The following is a 19,151-nucleotide window of genomic DNA, read 5'->3' on the forward strand; positions in this document are numbered from 1 at the left end:
TCGCCGGCACCCCCACGCATCCGATTGTCGACTCCTGCAGACTGACATCCTCGCCCGGACGCGGTGGGCTGGAGGACATGATCGACATCAGCCATCTGGTCAAACGTCACGGCTCACACACTGCCGTCGACGACGTGAGCTTCACCGCCCTCCCGGGGCGGGTCACCGGGTTCCTCGGGCCCAACGGCGCAGGAAAGAGCTCGACGCTGCGCATCCTCCTCGGGCTGGATCTCGCGACCCGCGGCACGGCGCTGATCGGCGGGAGCGCCTATCGGTCGCTGGAGCGTCCGCTGTGGAGAGTCGGTGCGATGCTCGACGGCCCCGGTGCGCACAAGGGGCGCACCGCCAGGGCGCATCTGCGGTGGGTGGCGCAGTCGAATGCGATTCCCCCGCGGCGGGTGGACGAGGTGCTGGAGCTCACCGGCCTGAGTCATGCGGCGAAGACGCGGATCGGCAGGTTCTCGCTCGGCATGGGGCAACGTCTCGGCATCGCCGCCGCGCTTCTCGGTGACCCCGACGTGCTGGTGCTGGACGAGCCGACGAACGGGCTCGATCCCGACGGCATCCGGTGGATCAGACGCTTCTTGCGCTCGCTCGCCGACGACGGCAGGACGGTGCTCGTCTCCAGCCATCTGATGAGCGAGATGCAGGACACCGCCGACGACTTCGTGGACATCGCACGAGGCCGAGTGCTCGCGGCGGGCACCGCCGCTGAGGTGACCGGCGTCCATGACACCGTGGAGGACGCGTTCTTCGCACTCACAGACGAGCACACGGAGCACCGTGCCGCAGGCGAGGAAGGGGCCTCGGCATGAGCGGTCTTCTGCGAAGCGCGCTCCCTCTCGCACGTTCGGAGTCCGTGAAGCTCTTCACCGCTCGCGCCACCGGCTCGCTCGCGGCCGTGGCGATTCTCGGCACGTGGCCGATGGCATGGACCAACGCCGCATCCGCCGTGGGCGTCGCCCCTGACGACCCGCGACTGTTCTCCTCCGAACCGGTCCCCCTCGAGTACCAGGGTTTCGAGATGGCCGGCATCGGATACGTCCTCGTCGTCGCCCTCGCCGCGGTGTGGGCCGGAAGCGAGTACGGCGGCGGCACACAGATCCGCACGACTCTGCTGTCCACCCCGCACAGACTGCGTGTGTTCCTGATGAAGGCGCTGCTGCTCGCGATCACGGTCGCGGTGATCGCGTTCCTCACGATGTGGGGCACGCTGGTGATCACGCACGCGGCGGGCGACACCGGCATCGATCCCTGGGCTTTGAATCCTGCGATCTGGGCGCACCTCGGCGGCGTCACGATCGCATGGACGCTCACCGCCCTGATCGCGTTCGCCATCGGCGTGCTCGGACGCACGGCCATCCTGCCGCTCATCCTCGTCGTGCCGCTCGTGATCGGCATCGGCGACTTCCTCGCCGGCTTATGGGGCGGCGCGAAGTATCTCCCGACTGCGGCGGGGGCGGCCCTCTTCTCCGATCCCGCCTCCGGCATCTATCTCGACCCGCTCGCCGGCGGCCTCATCCACACGGCATGGGCAGTGGTTCTGCTCACCGCGGCAGCGGTCGCCTTCGTCCGCCGAGACCTGTGAGGCATCGATGATCCGCTCCCTCCGCGGCGAGTGGACGAAGGCGCTCACCCTGCGCAGTGTTCAGGGAACCCTCGCCGCCGCGCTCCTCGTGCCACCTGCTCTGGCTCTCGCCTCCGGTCTCGCGTTCGACGGCGCGACGGCCGCGGCGCGCTCGTTCCCCGTCGAGTCGCACGGATTCGAGACTGCCGGATTCGGGCAACCGCTGATCATCCTGCTGGCCGCGCTCATCGCCGGATCCGAGTACGCCGATGGACAGCTCCGAACCACCTTGACCGCCACGCCCCGGCGGGGCCGCGTGATCGCCGCGAAGTTCACCGTGATCGCGACGACGGCAGTGCTCATCGGCATCCTCGCCACGAGCGCGGCTGTCCTCCTCGCACACGCGGCACTCGGTGAACAGGGGCTCTCGATCGGCGAGTTCTCCGCGGGAATGGGATGGAACGTGGTCGGCGTCGCCGTGAACTACACGCTGATCGGCGTGATCTCCGCAGCGATCACAGTCCTCGCCCGCACGCCCGTCGTGGCACTCGTCGTACTCGTGCCCGTGGTGCTCGGGCTCTCCCTCTCCCTGCTGGGAGTCCTCCCCTGGGTCAAGTTCCTCCCTGATCTCGCGGGAATCCAGCTCCTGACGGGCTATCCGGGAATCGGTCTCCTCGACCCGATACCCGGAGGACTCATCATGGCGACCTGGGCGCTGCTGCTTGCGGCCGCATCCTGGCTCGTCTTCCGCACCCGCGACACCGATGGGTGAGAACGGGTGTGACCGCAGAGTCCCGGTTCCATGCGCACCGGTGCTCTCGCCGGCGACTCTCGCGTCCGCGAGCGGCACCCGGGAGGTGAGTGGATTCAGGAGATCCCGGTGATTCTTAGGTGGGCCCTGCCGGGATCGAACCGACGACATCCACGGTGTAAACGTGGCGCTCTACCAGCTGAGCTAAAGGCCCTGGTGACTACATCCTACAGACGACGCGATGCGCACCGATGTCGTAGAAGGGGGATAGGCTGAGGGCGGCACGCGTTGTGCACAGCCGACAAGGCTGCCCGCGTCGCTTCCCGTTTCATTGGCATGACCTGCCAGCTTGACGAAAGGCTCCCCGTGACTGTGCACGACCAGGATCCGTATTCCCAGGGCCCCCTCGACAGCGATCCGGAGGAGACCGGCGAGTGGCAGCAGTCGCTCGACGAGCTCGTCGACGCGAAGGGCCACGGTCGTGGCCGCGAGATCATGCTCAGCCTGCTCAAGCGCTCGAAGGAGCTGCACCTGGGCGTGCCGATGGTTCCGACCACCGACTACATCAACACGATCGCTGCCGAGAACGAGCCCGAGTTCCCCGGTGACGAAGAGATCGAGCGCCGCTACCGCGCATGGATCCGCTGGAACGCGGCCATCACGGTGCACCGTGCGCAGCGCCCCGGCATCGGCGTCGGCGGGCACATCTCGACGTACGCGTCGTCTGCGGCCCTCTACGAGGTCGGCTTCAACCACTTCTTCAAGGGCGCCGACAACGCCGGCGGCGCCGACCAGATCTTCATCCAGGGCCACGCCTCGCCCGGAACCTACGCGCGCTCCTTCCTCGAGGGACGCCTGAGCGAAGACCAGCTCGACGGGTTCCGTCAGGAGAAGTCGCACGCACCGCACGGCATCCCCTCCTACCCGCACCCGCGTCTGATGCCGGAGTACTGGCAGTTCCCGACCGTCTCCATGGGCCTCGGTCCGATCAACGCCATCTACCAGGCGATGTCGAACAAGTACCTCGAGAACCGCGGCATCAAAGACACGTCGCAGTCGCACGTGTGGGCCTTCCTCGGCGACGGCGAGATGGACGAGGTCGAGAGCCGCGGACAACTGCAGGTCGCCGCCAACGAGGGTCTCGACAACCTCACGTTCATCGTCAACTGCAACCTGCAGCGCCTCGACGGCCCTGTGCGCGGCAACGGCAAGATCGTCCAGGAGCTCGAGTCGTTCTTCCGCGGAGCGGGCTGGAACGTCATCAAGGTCGTCTGGGGCCGCGAGTGGGACGACCTGCTCGCCCGCGACACCGAGGGCGCACTGCTCAACCTGATGAACGTCACCCCCGACGGCGACTACCAGACGTACAAGGCCGAGTCCGGCGCGTACGTCCGCGAGCACTTCTTCGGCCGCGACGAGCGTGCCGCCGCCCTCGTCAAGGACTACTCCGACGACGACATCTGGAACCTCAAGCGCGGTGGCCACGACTACCGCAAGGTCTACGCCGCATTCAAGGCCGCGACCGAGCACAAGGGCAAGCCCACCGTCATCCTCGCCAAGACCGTCAAGGGCTACGGCCTGGGTCCGCACTTCGAGGGCCGCAACGCGACCCACCAGATGAAGAAGATGACGCTGGACAACCTCAAGACGTTCCGCGACGCCATGCACATCCCGATCACGGATGCGCAGCTCGAGGAGAACCCGTACCTGCCCCCGTACTACAACCCGGGGCCCCAGGACGAGACGATCCAGTACATGCTCGAGCGCCGCCAGGCTCTCGGCGGATTCCTGCCGGAACGCCGCTCGACCCACGTGGGCCTCGAGCTCCCCGGCGACGCGGCCTACGCGCTGCCGAAGAAGGGGTCCGGCACGCAGGAGATCGCCACCACCATGGCGTTCGTGCGTCTGCTGAAGGACCTGCTGCGCTCGAAGGACTTCGGTCACCGCATCGTGCCGATCATCCCCGACGAGGCCCGCACGTTCGGAATGGACGCGTACTTCCCGACGGCCAAGATCTACAACCCGAACGGCCAGCACTACACCTCGGTCGATCGTGAGCTGCTCCTCGCCTACAAGGAGAGCCCGCAGGGTCAGATCGTGCACGTCGGCATCAACGAGGCGGGTGCCCTGGCGGCGTTCACCGCGGCCGGCACCTCGTACGCCACGCACGGCGAGCCGCTGATCCCGGTCTACCTCTTCTACTCGATGTTCGGATTCCAGCGCACGGGCGACGCCCAGTGGGCGGCCGGCGACCAGATGGCACGCGGCTTCATCATGGGTGCCACGGCGGGCCGTACGACCCTCACGGGTGAAGGTCTGCAGCACGCCGACGGTCACTCGCACCTGCTGGCCGCGACCAACCCGGCGACGGTCTCGTACGACCCCGCGTACGGCTACGAGATCGCCCACATCATGCGCTCCGGTATCGAGCGCATGTACGGCGGCGCGCACGAAGACCCGAACGTCATGTACTACATCACGCTCTACAACGAGCCGATCGTCATGCCGGCAGAGCCGGAGGATGTCGACGTCGACGGCATCGTGCGCGGTATCCACCGCATCTCGGTCGGAGAGGGCGAGGGCCCTCGTGCCCAGCTGTTCGCCTCGGGCGTCGGACTCCCCTGGGCCCTCGAGGCGCAGGAGCTGCTGAAGAACGACTGGGGCGTGATCGCCGATGTCTGGTCGGTCACCTCATGGACCGAGCTGCGCCGCGACGGCCTCGCCGCCGACGAGCACAACTTCCTGCACCCTGAGGAAGAGCCGCGCACGGCCTACCTCACGCAGAAGCTGCAGGGCGCCGAAGGTCCGGTCGTCGCCGTGAGCGACTTCATGCACGCCGTCCAGGACCAGATCCGGCCGTGGGTGCCTCAGCGTTTCGCGACGCTCGGCGCAGACGGCTTCGGGTTCTCGGACACGCGTGCCGCGGCGCGTCGCTTCTTCAAGATCGACGGCCCGTCGATCGTCGTCCGCACACTGCAGTCGCTCGCCGAAGACGGCGTCGTCGATCGCTCGCTCGCCGCGCAGGCCATCCAGAAGTACAGCCTGCACGATGTCAACGCGGGCACCAGCGGCAACGCGGGTGGCGAGAGCTGACCATCGGTGACAGGATCCTCTTCGCGCGGTATGGATAAGACCGCGACGCTCACCTGGTTGCGCCGCATCTCCGGCGACATCGCCTCGGTGACGATCAAGCGACTCGAGGACACCCTCCCCTGGTATGCCGTGATGCCACCAGCCCGCCGCTCTGCGGTCGGGCTGGTGGCTCAGGCCGGCATCACCTCTTTCATCCAGTGGTACGAGGATCCGACCTCGACGCCGTGGATCGCCGCCGACATCTTCGCCGCGGCCCCGCGGGAGCTGCTGCGCAGCGTGAGCCTGCAGCAGACGCTGCAGCTCATCCGCGTCACCGTCGAGGTGACCGAGGAGCGCGTCGCGGGCAAGGGCGCAGATCTGCGCGAGGCGATCCTGCTCTACTCGCGCGATGTCGCTTTCGCCGCAGCCGACGTCTACGCGAGGGCCGCCGAAGCCCGAGGGCTCTGGGACGCCCGTCTCGAGGCCCTCGTGGTGGACTCCATCCTGACCGGCGAGGCGGACGAAGAGCTTCCGAGCCGGATCGCCGCGCTCGGCTGGCACGGTCACGGCGAGGTCGCAGTGCTCGTGGGCACGACACCGCCGCAGTTCGACGTCGACCTCGTGCGGCGCACCGCCCGCAAGCTCGCGGTCGACGTGCTCATCGGCGTCCAGGGCTCCCGACTCGTGCTCGTGATCGGCCGCGCGCGCATCGAGGGCCAGGAGGCCCCCGAGAACGAGGAGGAGGAACTCGGCTTCGAGGAGATCGCGGCGAGACTCGAGCCGTCGTTCGGCCCGGGATACGTCGTGCTCGGCCCCGCGGTCGCCGCCCTCGTCGACGCCAGCCAGAGTGCACGCGCGGCCCTCGCAGGTTTCGCCGTCGCACGCGCGTGGCGCAGCGCCCCGCGGCCCGTCGACGCAGACGATCTGCTGCCGGAGCGCGCCCTCGCCGGCGACCCGCTCGCCAAGCAGACCCTGATCGAACGCATCTACCGTCCCCTGCAGGCACATTCGACCGATCTCGTCACGACGCTGTGGAGCTACCTCGACAACGGTCGATCGCTCGAGGCCACGGCGCGCGAGCTCTTCGTGCACCCGAACACGGTGCGCTACCGACTCAAGCGCGTCAGCGAGGTCATCGGCTGGGACGCCACCGGGCCCCGCGAAGCGCTGATCCTGCAGACGGCCCTGATCCTCGGGTCGATCGGTGCCGCCGAGAACGTGCGTCGCCGGCCTCCGTTGCGTCGCACCCCGCGCTGAATCCGACGGGCCGCGGCCGTTCCGCTGTTCGCCACACACAAGGGATCTTCGGAATCTTGTGATGGATCATCCACCACTTCGGGCTGATCGTTGGCAGACTGGGGATGTGATTGTCGTCGTATGCCCTGGACAGGGCTCGCAGACCCCCGGTTTCCTCTCCCCCTGGCTCGAGCTGGACGGGGTGGCCGAGAAACTCGCCACCTACTCCGCCGCCGCCGAGGTCGACCTCCAGCAGCACGGAACGGTGTCGGATGCCGACACGATCCGCGACACGCAGATCGCGCAGCCGCTCATCGTCGCCGCATCCCTCATCGCCGCCGATGCTCTCGCGGCGCGCGCCGGGCGCAGGGCTGATGGCATCGCCGGCCACTCCGTGGGCGAGATCGCCGCGCTGGTCGGCAGCGGTGTGATCGAAGCCGAGGCCGGCATGCGACTCGTCGGCATCCGTGGCCGCGCGATGGCCGAAGCCGCCGCGCAGACTCCGACGGGCATGAGCGCCGTGCTCGGCGGCGACGAGGAGACGATCCTCACCCGCCTCAGCGAGCTCGGGCTCTCCCCCGCCAACTACAACGGGGGCGGGCAGCTCGTCGTCGCCGGAGAGCTGGCAGGGCTCGACGCGCTGTCGACCGAGCCGGTCAAGGGCACCCGGGTCATCCCGCTGCAGGTGGCGGGCGCATTCCACACCTCGTACATGGCCTCGGCCGTGACCGCTCTGCGCGACGCCGTCTCGACGATCACCCCGTCCGACCCCGACCTCACGCTGTGGACCAACCGTGACGGATCCGTCGTCACGGATGGCGGGCAGGCGCTGGACTATCTCGTCGACCAGGTCTCCTCCCCCGTGCGCTGGGACCTGTGCATGGCCTCGTTCGCCGATCAGGGCATCACCGGACTCATCGAGCTCGCGCCCGCCGGCGCTCTCACCGGTCTCGCCAAGCGCGGCCTGCGCGGCATCCCCGCCGTCGCCGTCAAGACCCCCGATGACCTCGATGCGGCCGTCGCGCTGCTGAACGGAGACGCCGCATGAGCGCCACGCTGAACCAGATCTCAGGCCCCGCGTACACGCGCATCTACTCGTACGGCGCGGCGCGCGGCGAGAACGCGGTGCCGAACGACGATCTGATCGGTCCGATCGACTCGAGCGACGAGTGGATCCGCCAGCGCACCGGCATCGTGACCCGCGTGCGTGCCGACAAGGGCACCGATGCGATCGACCTCGCCACCACCGCCGCCGCCGAGGCCATCGAGAAGTCGGGGATCTCCGCCGACCAGGTGGATCTCGTCATCGTCGCCACGATCAGCAACCCGAAGCAGTCCCCCTCGGTCTCCGCCATCGTCGCCGACCGCGTGGGCGCCAACCCCGCCGCGGCGTACGACATCAACGCCGCCTGCGCGGGCTACGCGTACGCCGTCACTCAGGCCGACGCGCTGATCAAGTCGGGTGCCGCCCACTACGCGCTCGTCATCGGCACCGAGAAGCTCTCCGACATCGTCGATCCCGCGGACCGCAGCATCTCGTTCCTCCTGGGTGACGGGGCGGGCGCCGCGCTCATCGGCCCGAGCGACACGCCCGGCATCGCACCGGCGGTGTGGGGTTCCGACGGCTCCAAGGCAGACGCCGTGGGCATGAACGGCACCCTGACCGAGTTCCGCGACGGCGAGGTGCCGTGGCCGACTCTCCGCCAGGAAGGCCAGACGGTGTTCCGCTGGGCGGTGTGGGAGATGGCGAAGGTCGCACGTGAGGCTCTCGACCGTGCCGGCGTCGAGCCGGCCGACATCGCCGCGTTCATCCCGCACCAGGCGAACATGCGCATCATCGACGAGTTCGCGAAGCAGCTCAAGCTGCCCGAGTCCACGGTGATCGCCCGCGACATCGAGACCACGGGCAACACCTCGGCCGCCTCGATCCCGCTCGCCAGCCACCGACTGATGGCTGAACACCCCGAGCTCTCCGGCGGCCTGGCGCTGCAGATCGGCTTCGGCGCGGGCCTCGTGTTCGCCGCCCAGGTCGTCGTCCTCCCCTGACAACGCCCTGACTGTCCCTAGACTGTTCCACGGTTCCGAATACAACCCGTAAGAAAGAGGAAGACCACATGGCTTTCACCAACGATGAGGTCCTCGCAGGCCTCGCAGAGCTGATCACCGATGAGACCGGCATCAACGCTTCCGAGGTCGCCCTCGAGAAGTCGTTCACCGACGACCTCGACATCGACTCGATCTCGATGATGACGATCGTCGTCAACGCCGAGGAGAAGTTCGGCGTCACCATCCCCGACGACGAGGTCAAGAACCTCAAGACCGTCGGCGACGCCGTCTCCTTCATCGTCGCAGGCCAGGAGTAATCCACGCAGGATGCCACCCCCGCATCCGCGGGGTGTGGCATCCTCCGCCTTGCCCTCTCCCTGCTCGACCCGCCCGTTAAGGAACCACTCATGACCAAGCGCATCGTCGTCACCGGCATCGGCGCCACGTCCGCCATCGGCGGGACAGCACCCGAGAACTGGACCAACCTGCTCGCAGGGCAGTCCGGAACCCGCACCCTCGAGCACGACTGGGTGCAGCAGTACGAGCTTCCCGTCACCTTCGCCGCCGAGGCGATCGTGCGGCCGGAGGAGGTCCTGCCCCGCCACGAGGCGAAGCGGCTCGACCCCTCATCGCAGTTCGCCCTCATCGCGGCCCGTGAGGCCTGGGCGGATGCGGGTGAGCCCGAGGTCGCCCCCGAGCGACTCGGCGTCGATTTCGCCACCGGCATCGGCGGCCTCTGGACGCTCCTCGACGCCTGGGACACCCTGCGCGAGAAGGGTCCGCGTCGGGTGATGCCCCTGACCGTTCCGATGCTGATGCCGAACGCGGCGGCGGGCAACCTCTCGCTGCAGTTCCAGGCGCGCGCGTACGCGCAGACCGTGGTGAGCGCCTGCGCCTCCAGCACCGAGTCGATCATCCATGCGTTCCACCACCTGCAGGACGGCCTGGCCGACGTCGTGATCGCCGGTGGCACCGAATCGGCCATCCACCCGATCACCATGGCGTCCTTCGCCTCGGCGCAGGCGCTCTCGCGGCGCAACGACGACCCCGCGACCGCATCACGCCCCGGCGCGATCGACCGTGACGGCTTCGTCATGGGCGAAGGCGCTGCGGCCCTCATCCTCGAGACCGAGGAGCACGCCAAGGCGCGCGGCGCGAAGATCTACGGCTACGTGCTCGGCGGCGGCGTCACGGCCGACGCGTACCACATCACCGGCAATGACCCCGAGGGGACCGGAGCCGCGCGTGCGGTCACGCAGGCGCTCGACGAGGCCGGGATCACGGCCGACCAGGTCGCGCACATCAACGCGCACGCGACGTCGACCCCGGTGGGCGACCCCAACGAGTACGTCGCGCTCCGCAAGGTGTTCGGCGAGCGGATCGACGAGATTCCCGTCTCGGCGACCAAGGCCTCCACCGGCCACCTGCTCGGTGGCACCGGAGCACTCGAGGCGATCTTCGCGCTCCTCGCGCTGCGCGACCGCGTCGCTCCTCCGACCATCAACATGACCGAGCCCGACCCGGCCGTGCCGTTCAGGCTGTCGGGTGAGGCGCAGCCTCTCGGCGAGGGCACGCTGTACGCGATCAGCAACTCCTTCGGCTTCGGCGGCCACAACGCGGTCGCCGTGTTCTCCAACGCCGACTGACACCGCGGCACGACAGACGTCGATGCACGAGAGCGGCCCCCGGGGATTCCCGGGGGCCGCTCTCGTGCGTCAGTGCGTCGGTGCGTCAGTGTGCGTGCGTCAGGCTCGCGCCAGCTGGCGCGACCGCGTCTGGCGGAGCCGCGTCGTCCAGGGCAGGAACCAGCCGACCAACGGCCCGACGCCGAAGGCGAAGAGCACGGTGCCGACACCCACCGGGCCGCCGAGCAGGAACCCGATGGCCAGCACGCTCCCCTCGATGAGGGTGCGGACGAGCCACACCGGCCACCCCGTCCGGCGGACGAGACCCGTCATGAGCCCGTCGCGCGGACCCGGACCGAAGTCCGCGGCGATGTACAGTCCCGTCGCGAACGCGAGGAGCACGAGACCGGCCACGAACATGGGCGCGCCGACCCAGACCGACGGCGGCTCGGGGATCAGCGCGAGCGCGAGATCGGCGCTCGGCCCCACGAGCAGGGCGTTGAGGAGTGTGCCGAGCCCGACACGCTGCCGCAGCGGGATCCACAGCACCAGCACGAGGATCGACACGAGCACGGTGACAGCCCCGTATCCGATTCCGGTCTGGCCGGCCACGCCGAGGGCGAGGACGTCCCAGGGTGCCACCCCGATGCCGCCGTGCACCATCAGCCCCAGCGCGACGCCGTAGAGGAAGAGACCGACCAGCAGCTGCACGACGCGCTCGACGAGGTCGCGTCGACTGGTCGCGGAGATCGGCAGGAAGAGGGAACGGAGCTGCATCGTTCCATCGTGGCCTGTCGCGACGCGCACGAGTCCAGACCACTCGAAGGAAAGTGGCCTGCGAACACCAGTCCACTTTGCGGCATCATGGGAGTATGGCCTCACGACTCGTCGAGCAGCTGGGTGGGCAGCACGCCGCCGGCGCCACCGCCGCATCCCTGGCGGAGCAGATCCGCGCGTTGATCCTCGACGGCCGGTTGACCGTCGGGGAGCGGCTGCCCAGCGAACGGGCCCTGGCGCTCGAACTGCGCCGCTCCCGATCGACGACGACCCGCGTCTACGGGCTCCTCGAGGGCGACGGCTACGTGGTGCGTCGACACGGCGGGAGCACGCGGGTCGCGCTGCCGCATACGGCGCACCGCCTCGCCGACCCCGACGATGACGACGCGATCGACCTCTCCATCGCCTCGATGGATTCGACTCCGGGGCTCTATGACGCGACGGTGAGGTCGCTGCCTCGCCTCGCGGCGTTGCGCGGGACCAGCGGATACTCGCTGCGTGGTCTGCCCGAGCTGCGCGACGCCGTCGCCGCCCGGTTCACCGATCGCGGCGTCGAGACCGATCCCGATGAGATCATCATCACCTCCGGCGCGGTCAACGCCTTCAACCTGATCCTCGCCACGATCGGACGCCGCGGTGAACGCGCCCTGGTCGAGCAGCCCACCTTTCCGCACGCACTCGAGGCGCTGCACCGGTACGGCTACCGGATGCTCCCCACGCCCGTCGAGGTCACCGGCTGGGACGAGCGCCATGTCACCGACACCCTCCTGCGGAGCCGCCCGCACGTCGCCTATCTGATCCCCGACTTCCACAATCCGACCGGGGCGACCATGAGCGACGCCGAGCGCTCCCGCATCGCGACGACGGCGCGGAGCACGGGGACGCATGTGATCGTCGACGAGACGACCGCCGAGCTCGACATCGATCGCGGCTGGACTCCCCTGCCCATGTCCGCCCACAGCCCACAGGTGATCACGGTGGGGTCCATGTCGAAGATCGCCTGGGGCGGTCTGCGGATCGGCTGGATCCGCGCGGACCGCGCGCTCATCTCCCGACTGCTCGCCACCCGCCCCTCGTTCGAACTCGGCACAGCGCTGCTCGAGCAGTGCATCGCCGTCGAGCTGCTGCAGGACATGCCGGCTCTCACCGCCCATGTGGCGTCGCGCCTTCGCGCAGGCAGGGCGGCCGTGGCGTCCGGCCTCGGGGCGCTCGGCGGCGTCGCGATGCCGCCCACGAGAGGCGGACTCTCGACCTGGCTCGATCTCGGCGCCCCCGTATCGACCGAGCTGTCGCTCGCGGCACGGCGGCACGGGCTGATCGTGCCGCCAGGGCCGCGCTTCACCACCGGCGGAGTGCTGGAACGCCGACTGCGGATCCCCATCACGCTCTCTCCCGAACGCACGACGGAGGCGATGGAGCGTCTGGGCCGCGCCTGGTCCCACGTGATGAGCGGAGGGGCGACGTCCGACGAGGAAGCGCCCCGCGCGGCCGTCATCTGAGTACAGACGAGGACCCCGTCCCTGGATCAGGGACGGGGTCTTCGTCATGTGGAGCGGGGATTCGCATTCTCGGCGTCCGGGACATGTCACCGGCATCCGATACTCGCGCCTTCCCGCTCCAGGTCTGTGTCGGGCTCTAGCCCACCTTGTGCAGCCAGACGACGCGCGCATCGTCGCTGGCGTGACGGAACGGCTCCAGCTCCTCGTCCCAGGCAGAGCCCAGCGCGATGTCGAGCTCGCGCTGCAGCTCGGTCGCACTGCCCGCGGCGATCTCCATCGCGTAGCGGATGCGGTCTTCGCCGATCACAATGTTGCCCGCCGCATCGGTCTGCGCATAGTGGATGCCGAGATCGGGCGTGTGCAGCCATCGGCCACCGTCGCTGCGGGGCGTCGGGTCCTCGGTCACCTCGAAGCGCAGGTGCTCCCAGCCGCGGATCGCCGTCGCCAGAGCGGCTCCCGTGCCGACCGGGCCGTCCCAGTAGAACTCCGCGCGTCGAGCACCGTCGAGCACCGGCTGTTCGCTCCAGTCGAAGTTCACAGCACGACCGATAGCGCGTCCGACCGCCCATTCCAGGTGCGGGCAGAGCGCGCGAGGGGCAGAGTGGACGAAAACCACTCCGCGTGCGTAAGCCGTCGCCATGATCTCTCCGTTTCATCAGGTGCGTCTTCCCCAACGACCTGAAACACCGAGAACTGGCGTGAATATGCGGTTATGCGCCTATTCTCGCCCAGACCAGTCGAAATCACAAGCATGTGATTCGACGACGAAGGCCCCGGTCACGGGGACCGGGGCCTTCGCGCCTGACTGCACGGAGTCAGACGAGAATCACGCCTCGCTCATGGCCTGCTTGACCTGCTGGCCCTTCGCCGCGTAGTACGCGGCGCGGGCGGCGTCGCGACGGGCCTGCTCGGCGTATCCGGCCTCGAGGACGTCCTGCGGGACCTCGACGTTCGGCACGTCGTCGGTGCCGTTGTACTTCTCGATGTACGCGTCGAGCTCGGGGCCCGAGGTCCACGACGTGATGAGGCAGTACCGCGGCTCGCTGCCCACGTGGGTCGCCGCGTGCCACAGACGCTGCGTGTCGACGATGAGCTGCGCTCCTGCCGGCAGCGCGATGCGGTATTCGACGCTCGGGTCGGTGCGGTTCTCGCGCAGGACGAAGAAGCTGTCCTTGTCGTCGCTGAGGTTGAAGAAGCCGCGGACGACCCATCCGGTGCCGTCCGGGTTCAGACGGTTGTTGTCATCCTGGTGGAGGTTGTACAGGCACTCGCCGTAGGGCGTGGGCTGCAGCTCGATGACACGGCAGCGACCGACGTTCGCACCGGGCTCCTGCGCGCGACGCGTCAGGTTCGGGGCCTTGGCGGTCTGGGAGTCGATCCAGACGCCGTCCTTGTCGGTGCGCGGCGGCTTGTGATTCCAGAAGCCGTTGCACTCGATCTCACCCTTGGCGCTCGCGAGCGGCGCGAAGCGGGTGTCGCCCGACGACTTCCAGTCGTTGTACTCGATGTCGAGCCACTCCTTGGGGTCGAGCTCCTGGTCGTAGCTGTCGAGAACGACGAAGCCCTTGTCTTCGAGGGCGGCGGACTTGATGTATCCCATGATCTGAACCAGATCCTCTCATCGGGGGCCAGCACGTTTTAACAGGCCCTGATAAGGCAAGCCTAACAGGGCGCCTCTGGAGCGCCGCCGAAGCCCGCCGTGAATAAGCGAATAGACTGAATCGGGCGCCTGGCGACTCCTCGGCGCCGCGCGTTACGGGAGGACGAGACACCAGCATGAGCACTGCGACGAACGTCGAGGCGACAGCTGTCAATACGATCGAGTGGCTCGCAGAGGACTCCACGACCATCGTCGTCCCGGTGTATCAGCGGCAGTATCGGTGGGACATCGGCGGCTGCGAGCAGTTGCTCTCCGATGTGCGTGCCGTCGCCCGCGAGAACTCGTCGCACCGCCACTTCATCGGCTCGATCCTCTCGGCCGCCGACGATTCCGACGCCGACACCGAGCTCGTGCTGATCGACGGTCAGCAGCGGATCACCACGATCATGCTGCTCGTGGCCGCCCTGCAGCACGCGGTGCGCGACAGCGCTCCCGAGCTCGCCGCGGAACTGGACCGCGTCCTGGTGCGCCCCGACGATCCCCGCAGGACGAAGCTGCGTCCGCACGACGAATGGGCCGAGCTCTACGAGTCGGTGGTGCTGGATCGGGGCGACCACGCCGATCGCGAGTCGCGTTTCGACGACAACTACGCCTTCTTCCGCAGCCAGGTGCATGCCGATGAGGCGGCGACGATCTGGCAGGGCCTGCAGCGCCTCGAGCACGTGTCCATCACGCTCGGCGCAGGTGCGAACGCTCAGCAGATCTTCGAGAGCCTGAACTCGACGGGCGAACCGCTGCGCGATCACGAGCTCATCCACAACTACATCCTGATGGGCCTCACGCACACCGAGCAGCTCGACGTCGAGGCCCGGTTCTGGCTTCCCATCGAACGCCACGCGGGCGAGAACATCGCCGCGTTCTGGCGGCACTACCTCGTGATGACGACGGGACGCGAGGTCGCCGCGAACGGCGAGCACGGGGTGTACAGCGCGTTCCGACAGTCGTTCCCGCGCGTCGACGTGGACCATCTGCAGGCGGATGCCGAGGTGTGGCGGCACTACGCGGAGATCTACGGCATCCTGCTGGATCCCTCTCTCGAGAAGGACTCCGAGATCGCGCGGCAGCTGCGATTCGTGAACACCTTCGGTCGTGCCTCCTATCCGCTCGTCCTGAGCGTCTACAGCGACCACGCCAAGGGGCTCATCCCGCGTGACGAGCTGATCCGCACCCTGGAGCGGATCCAGGCGATGTACCTGCGACGGACGCTCGTCAACCTGCCCAATGAACGTCTCGTCGCCCGGCTCTGCCGTGCGCGCGTCGACGGACCCGACGCGCTCGAGAGGGCCTTCGCACGCATCACCCCCTCGGACGAGCGGGTCAGCGCGGTGCTCAAGTACAGCGAGCTCCCCCACCCGGCGTACGTTCTCGGTCGCCTGGAGGGCGTCGAGGACACGGACGGATTCGACGTCGAGCACATCGTCCCGACCGTTCCCAGCGACAGCTGGTCGGGCGACGGAGCGCGCGAATGGATCGACTACTCCGACGACGAGCGAAACGCCCACCGTGCGCTGGCGCCCACGCTCGGCAACCTGACGCTGCTGGAGCAGAGCCTGTCGGAGCGGTACTTCGGGGAGCCGTACGCCGTGAAGCGCACCTCGGCGTATGCGCGCAGCGCGGTTCCCGAGACCGCGGCGCTGCAGTCGACCGAGACCTGGGGAACGGCCATGATCTCGCAGCGCACCGTGCGGCTCACGGCCGAGCTCCTGCGCATCTGGGCGCGGCCCGCGCTCACCGAGATCGACGACGACGGTCTGACCCCGATCCTCGACGCCGTGCGGCGCCGTGGCTGGCCCGCGGGCTGGGAGCGCGAGTTCGAGTACGTCGAATACCGCGGAGAGCGCTGGGAGGTCTACGACGTCCGGCATCTGTTCAACCGCGTCTTCCGACGTGCGTGGACCGACACCCGCGCTGCGGCGGTCTCGTACTGCGCCGCGCACGGCGGACCGATCTACGACGGGACCGCGTGGAAGGGGCAGTGGGACCGGCTCGACGACACCCATCACCTGTACATGGGGTGGGATTCCACGTACATGATGAGCGCTGTGCAGGGCGTGCTCCAGGAGGCGGACATCGCCTCGGAGGTCTTCGTGAAGTACTCCTACATCGGGAATGTGATGTGACATGACCACGACCATCCATCGTCTGCTCGACCTCGCCGTCGAAGAGCACACTCTGACCGTCCCGCTCGTGTGGGACGACCCCGCCGACACCCGCACGATCGAGATCTTCGCGCGCGTCGTGACCCGCGACGGAGGCGACTCGCTGCCCTTCCTCGTCTACCTCCAGGGCGGACCGGGCCACGAGGCGCCCCGCCCGTTCCATTCGTCGACAGCACCGCCCTGGCTCGACGAGGCTCTCGCCCACTACCGCGTGGTCATGCTGGACCAGCGCGGCACCGGCCTGTCGACTCCGGTCGGAGACGACGACCTGGCCGAGGGCTCGGCCGCCGTCGCCGAGTATCTGACCCACCTGCGCGCCGATGCCATCGTGCGCGACTGCGAGGCGATGCGCGAGCACCTCGGTGCGATCACCTGGAGCGTGCTGGGTCAGTCGTTCGGCGGATTCACATCGCTCGCATATCTGTCGACCCATGCCGCCTCGCTGGCCGATGTCTTCATCACGGGCGGCCTGAGTGCGATCGGCCGACACCCGGACGACGTCTACGCCCTCTGCTACAGCAAGATGCGCGACGCCTCCGAGCGCTACTACCGTCGGTTCCCCGAGCACCGCGATCGCATGCGCAGACTGGTGGATCACGCGGATGCCGGCGACATCGTCCTGCCGGACGGTGAAGTGGTGTCCCGCTCGCGTCTGCGATCGGTGGGGTCCGCCCTCGGCATGAACGAGGGGTGGCAGACGCTGTGGTCGCTTCTCGAGCGCGACCACAGGTCGAACGCCTTCCGTCACGACCTCATGCACGCGATGCCGTACAGCGGCCGCAATCCGCTCTACTTCGCCTTCCACGAGTCGAGCTATGCCGACGGCCACGCGACGCGGTGGTCGGCCGAGCGTGTCGAGCCCGACGACTTCCGCGAGGACGTCACCCTCTTCACCGGCGAGCACATCCGTCGCGAGTGGACCGAGACGGTTCCCGCATTCCGACCCTGGCGCGAGGTGACACTGGAGCTCGCCGAGTTCGAGTGGCCGCGCCTCTACGACCGGGTGGCGATCGAGGCGTCCGGGGCGACCGGAGCCGCGGCGGTCTACGCGAACGACGTCTACGTCCCCCTGGAGTACTCGCTCGAGACCGCGGGGCTGCTCCCGGGAATCGCACTGTGGGTGACGAGCGAGCACGAGCACAACGGTCTCCGCTCCGGCCCCGTCCTCAGTCGTCTGATCGACCTCGCTCACGGACGGCGCATCCGCTGAGGATCATCCCGTGGGCGGATGCCGGCGGCGGAAGAGTCTTCTAGCCTGGACACATGGCTGAGACGGTGGGGATGCTTCTGACCGTGGCGATCATGCTCCTGGTCGTGATCGCGGTCGTGATCGTGATCGTGGCCGTGTATTCGCGCGTGCCCCTCGAGCGGAAGTACGAGAGCTCCGGCGGTGGACTGGGCGGATCGTTCGACGCGATCTGGATGCCGTCGGCCCATGGCGCCGGCATCGAGCGCGATCGTCAGACGAAGCGCATGGCTCCTGCCCCGGTGGCGGGCGACCCGCCCCACAGCATCCGCGGCGACCGCATCACGATCGACCTCTGAGTCCGTCCGGCCCGGCCGCCGGATACGACGAGGGCCCCGGTTCCGAGAACCGGGGCCTTCGTGGTGGCGATGTCCTTACTTGGACGAGCCGCCGAAGCCCTTGAAGCGCTGGTTGAACTTCTCGACGCGGCCGGCCGAGTCCATGATGCGCTGCTTGCCCGTGTAGAACGGGTGCGAGGCCGACGAGATCTCGACGTCGATGACGGGGTACTCGACACCGTCGAGCTCGATCGTCTTGTCGCTGGACACCGTCGAGCGGGTGCGGAACGTCTCGCCCGAGCCGAGGTCGCGGAACACGACGTCCTTGTACACGGGGTGAATGTCAGTCTTCATGGGATTCCTTAGTTGCTGCCCTGGATTGTGCCAGGGACGAGGGAAGTCTGCGGTGCACGACGCACCAAGGATCGATCCTACCAGATGCTCGTCAGGATGCTGCGCGAGCGGCGTAGCGGCCGTCTTCGCTGCTGAGCACGATCGGCATGCCGAACGCCTCGGTCAGCGCGTCGGCGGTGAGGGTCTCGGCGATCGGGCCCGCGGCCACGATCCGTCCCTCGCGCATGAGGAGCACATGGGTGAACCCGACGGGGATCTCCTCGACGTGGTGGGTGACCATCAGCATGGCCGGAGTCGTCGGCGACGACGCGTACCCGCTCAGCAGGGCCAGCAGTTCTTCCCTCGAACCGAGGTCGAGCGACGCGGTCGGCTCGTCGAGCAGCAGCAGCTCGGGGTCCGTCATCACCGCGCGGGCGATCTGGACGCGCTTCTGCTCTCCGTCGCTCAGCGTTCCGAACGTGCGCTCGGCGAGGTGATCGAGGCGCCAGTCCGCGAGGACACGCAGCGCGCGACGCTCGTCGATGTCCTCGTAGCCCTCGTTCCACCGTCCGAGCACCGAGAAGGCCGCCGTGAGCACGGTGTTCAGAACCGTCTCGTCGCGCGGAACGCGCTTGGCCATCGCCGAAGAGGCGAAGCCGATCCGCGGGCGCAGCTCGAACACGTCGGTCCGGCCGAGGGTCTCCCCCAGCACGGTGACGGTTCCCGAGGTCGGATGCATCAGCGTGTCGGCGAGCTGGAGCAGCGTGGTCTTGCCTGCGCCGTTGGGGCCGAGGATCACCCACCGCTGATCATCGTCGACCTGCCAGGTCACGTGATCGATGATGTCGCGCCCCTCGCGGCGCACGACGACGTCGGTGAATTCCAGGGCGCTCGACATGCCT

Annotated in this window: 18 protein-coding genes and 1 tRNA gene; 13 read left to right on the forward strand and 6 right to left on the reverse strand. The window is 68.4% G+C overall.

Going from position 1 to position 19,151, the window contains the following annotated elements; translation table 11 throughout:
• The first annotated feature begins 77 nt into the window (after positions 1-77).
• Genes ASD43_RS12520 through ASD43_RS12530 form a run of 3 tightly spaced genes read left to right on the forward strand, consistent with a single transcriptional unit; the run spans position 78 to position 2,339 of the window.
• The gene (locus tag ASD43_RS12520) at positions 78-815 is read left to right on the forward strand and encodes an ABC transporter ATP-binding protein (RefSeq protein ID WP_056418038.1); all 738 of its coding nucleotides are present in this window, start codon (positions 78-80) and stop codon (positions 813-815) included.
• A complete protein-coding gene (locus ASD43_RS12525; protein WP_056418041.1) occupies positions 812-1,588 on the forward strand; it encodes an ABC transporter permease in 777 nt (258 codons plus the stop codon). The genes ASD43_RS12520 and ASD43_RS12525 overlap by 4 nt, the downstream gene beginning before the upstream one ends.
• A 7-nt stretch (positions 1,589-1,595) precedes the next feature.
• On the forward strand, positions 1,596-2,339 hold the full coding sequence (locus tag ASD43_RS12530) for an ABC transporter permease (RefSeq protein WP_056418044.1): 744 nt from the start codon (positions 1,596-1,598) through the stop codon (positions 2,337-2,339).
• 120 nt (positions 2,340-2,459) lie between these two features.
• On the opposite strand, the gene ASD43_RS12535 is transcribed toward ASD43_RS12530, so the two are convergent.
• Positions 2,460-2,532, reverse strand: a tRNA-Val gene (locus ASD43_RS12535).
• A gap of 152 nt (positions 2,533-2,684) precedes the next feature.
• Between ASD43_RS12535 and aceE the strand changes: the two genes are divergently transcribed.
• The 6 genes from aceE to ASD43_RS12565 all read left to right on the forward strand — a co-directional run bounded on the left by aceE (position 2,685) and on the right by ASD43_RS12565 (position 10,318).
• Positions 2,685-5,411, forward strand: a complete 2,727-nt coding sequence (aceE, locus tag ASD43_RS12540) for a pyruvate dehydrogenase (acetyl-transferring), homodimeric type (RefSeq protein WP_056418045.1) — start codon at positions 2,685-2,687, stop codon at positions 5,409-5,411.
• Between the two features lie 30 nt (positions 5,412-5,441).
• The gene (locus tag ASD43_RS12545) at positions 5,442-6,647 is read left to right on the forward strand and encodes a PucR family transcriptional regulator (RefSeq protein WP_056418048.1); all 1,206 of its coding nucleotides are present in this window, start codon (positions 5,442-5,444) and stop codon (positions 6,645-6,647) included.
• A gap of 106 nt (positions 6,648-6,753) precedes the next feature.
• Positions 6,754-7,674, forward strand: coding sequence for an ACP S-malonyltransferase (locus ASD43_RS12550; protein WP_056418051.1), 921 nt, complete (start codon positions 6,754-6,756; stop codon positions 7,672-7,674).
• Entirely contained in the window at positions 7,671-8,672 is a 1,002-nt protein-coding gene (locus ASD43_RS12555; protein WP_056418054.1) for a beta-ketoacyl-ACP synthase III, read from the forward strand. Before ASD43_RS12550 ends, ASD43_RS12555 begins: the two co-directional genes overlap by 4 nt.
• A 68-nt stretch (positions 8,673-8,740) precedes the next feature.
• Positions 8,741-8,989, forward strand: a complete 249-nt coding sequence (locus ASD43_RS12560) for an acyl carrier protein (protein WP_017830435.1) — start codon at positions 8,741-8,743, stop codon at positions 8,987-8,989.
• A gap of 90 nt (positions 8,990-9,079) precedes the next feature.
• The gene (locus ASD43_RS12565; RefSeq protein WP_056418057.1) at positions 9,080-10,318 is read left to right on the forward strand and encodes a beta-ketoacyl-[acyl-carrier-protein] synthase family protein; all 1,239 of its coding nucleotides are present in this window, start codon (positions 9,080-9,082) and stop codon (positions 10,316-10,318) included.
• A gap of 99 nt (positions 10,319-10,417) precedes the next feature.
• Here ASD43_RS12565 and yczE read toward each other — a convergent pair whose 3' ends face one another.
• Positions 10,418-11,074, reverse strand: a complete 657-nt coding sequence (gene yczE, locus ASD43_RS12570) for a membrane protein YczE (RefSeq protein WP_056418060.1) — start codon at positions 11,072-11,074, stop codon at positions 10,418-10,420.
• 95 nt (positions 11,075-11,169) lie between these two features.
• Between yczE and yczR the strand changes: the two genes are divergently transcribed.
• Positions 11,170-12,573: a MocR-like transcription factor YczR gene (yczR, locus tag ASD43_RS12575; protein ID WP_056418063.1), complete on the forward strand. Its 1,404-nt coding sequence runs from the start codon at positions 11,170-11,172 to the stop codon at positions 12,571-12,573.
• 136 nt (positions 12,574-12,709) lie between these two features.
• Here yczR and ASD43_RS12580 read toward each other — a convergent pair whose 3' ends face one another.
• Positions 12,710-13,213 (reverse strand): DUF3145 domain-containing protein, encoded by a 504-nt coding sequence (locus ASD43_RS12580; protein WP_056418067.1) that lies wholly within the window; start codon positions 13,211-13,213, stop codon positions 12,710-12,712.
• A gap of 186 nt (positions 13,214-13,399) precedes the next feature.
• Positions 13,400-14,173: a hypothetical protein gene (locus tag ASD43_RS12585; protein WP_056418068.1), complete on the reverse strand. Its 774-nt coding sequence runs from the start codon at positions 14,171-14,173 to the stop codon at positions 13,400-13,402.
• A gap of 176 nt (positions 14,174-14,349) precedes the next feature.
• Here ASD43_RS12585 and ASD43_RS12590 point away from each other — a divergent pair, with 176 nt between their 5' ends.
• Genes ASD43_RS12590 through ASD43_RS17240 form a run of 3 tightly spaced genes read left to right on the forward strand, consistent with a single transcriptional unit; the run spans position 14,350 to position 17,937 of the window.
• Positions 14,350-16,353 carry a DUF262 domain-containing protein gene (locus ASD43_RS12590; RefSeq protein ID WP_056418072.1) on the forward strand — a complete coding sequence of 668 codons (2,004 nt, stop codon included), beginning with the start codon at positions 14,350-14,352 and terminating at the stop codon, positions 16,351-16,353.
• Between the two features lies 1 nt (position 16,354).
• Entirely contained in the window at positions 16,355-17,602 is a 1,248-nt protein-coding gene (locus ASD43_RS12595; RefSeq protein ID WP_056418075.1) for an alpha/beta fold hydrolase, read from the forward strand.
• A gap of 53 nt (positions 17,603-17,655) precedes the next feature.
• A complete protein-coding gene (locus ASD43_RS17240; protein ID WP_056418078.1) occupies positions 17,656-17,937 on the forward strand; it encodes a hypothetical protein in 282 nt (93 codons plus the stop codon).
• 75 nt (positions 17,938-18,012) lie between these two features.
• Here the strand turns inward: ASD43_RS17240 and ASD43_RS12605 are convergent, their stop codons facing one another.
• Together ASD43_RS12605 and ASD43_RS12610 are read right to left on the reverse strand one after the other, a co-directional pair.
• Positions 18,013-18,270, reverse strand: a complete 258-nt coding sequence (locus ASD43_RS12605; protein ID WP_045254549.1) for a type B 50S ribosomal protein L31 — start codon at positions 18,268-18,270, stop codon at positions 18,013-18,015.
• A gap of 91 nt (positions 18,271-18,361) precedes the next feature.
• Positions 18,362-19,147 (reverse strand): ABC transporter ATP-binding protein, encoded by a 786-nt coding sequence (locus ASD43_RS12610; protein ID WP_056418082.1) that lies wholly within the window; start codon positions 19,145-19,147, stop codon positions 18,362-18,364.
• Positions 19,148-19,151 lie beyond the last annotated feature (4 nt).

The organism is Microbacterium sp. Root553, from assembly GCF_001426995.1.
Classification (GTDB): domain Bacteria; phylum Actinomycetota; class Actinomycetes; order Actinomycetales; family Microbacteriaceae; genus Microbacterium.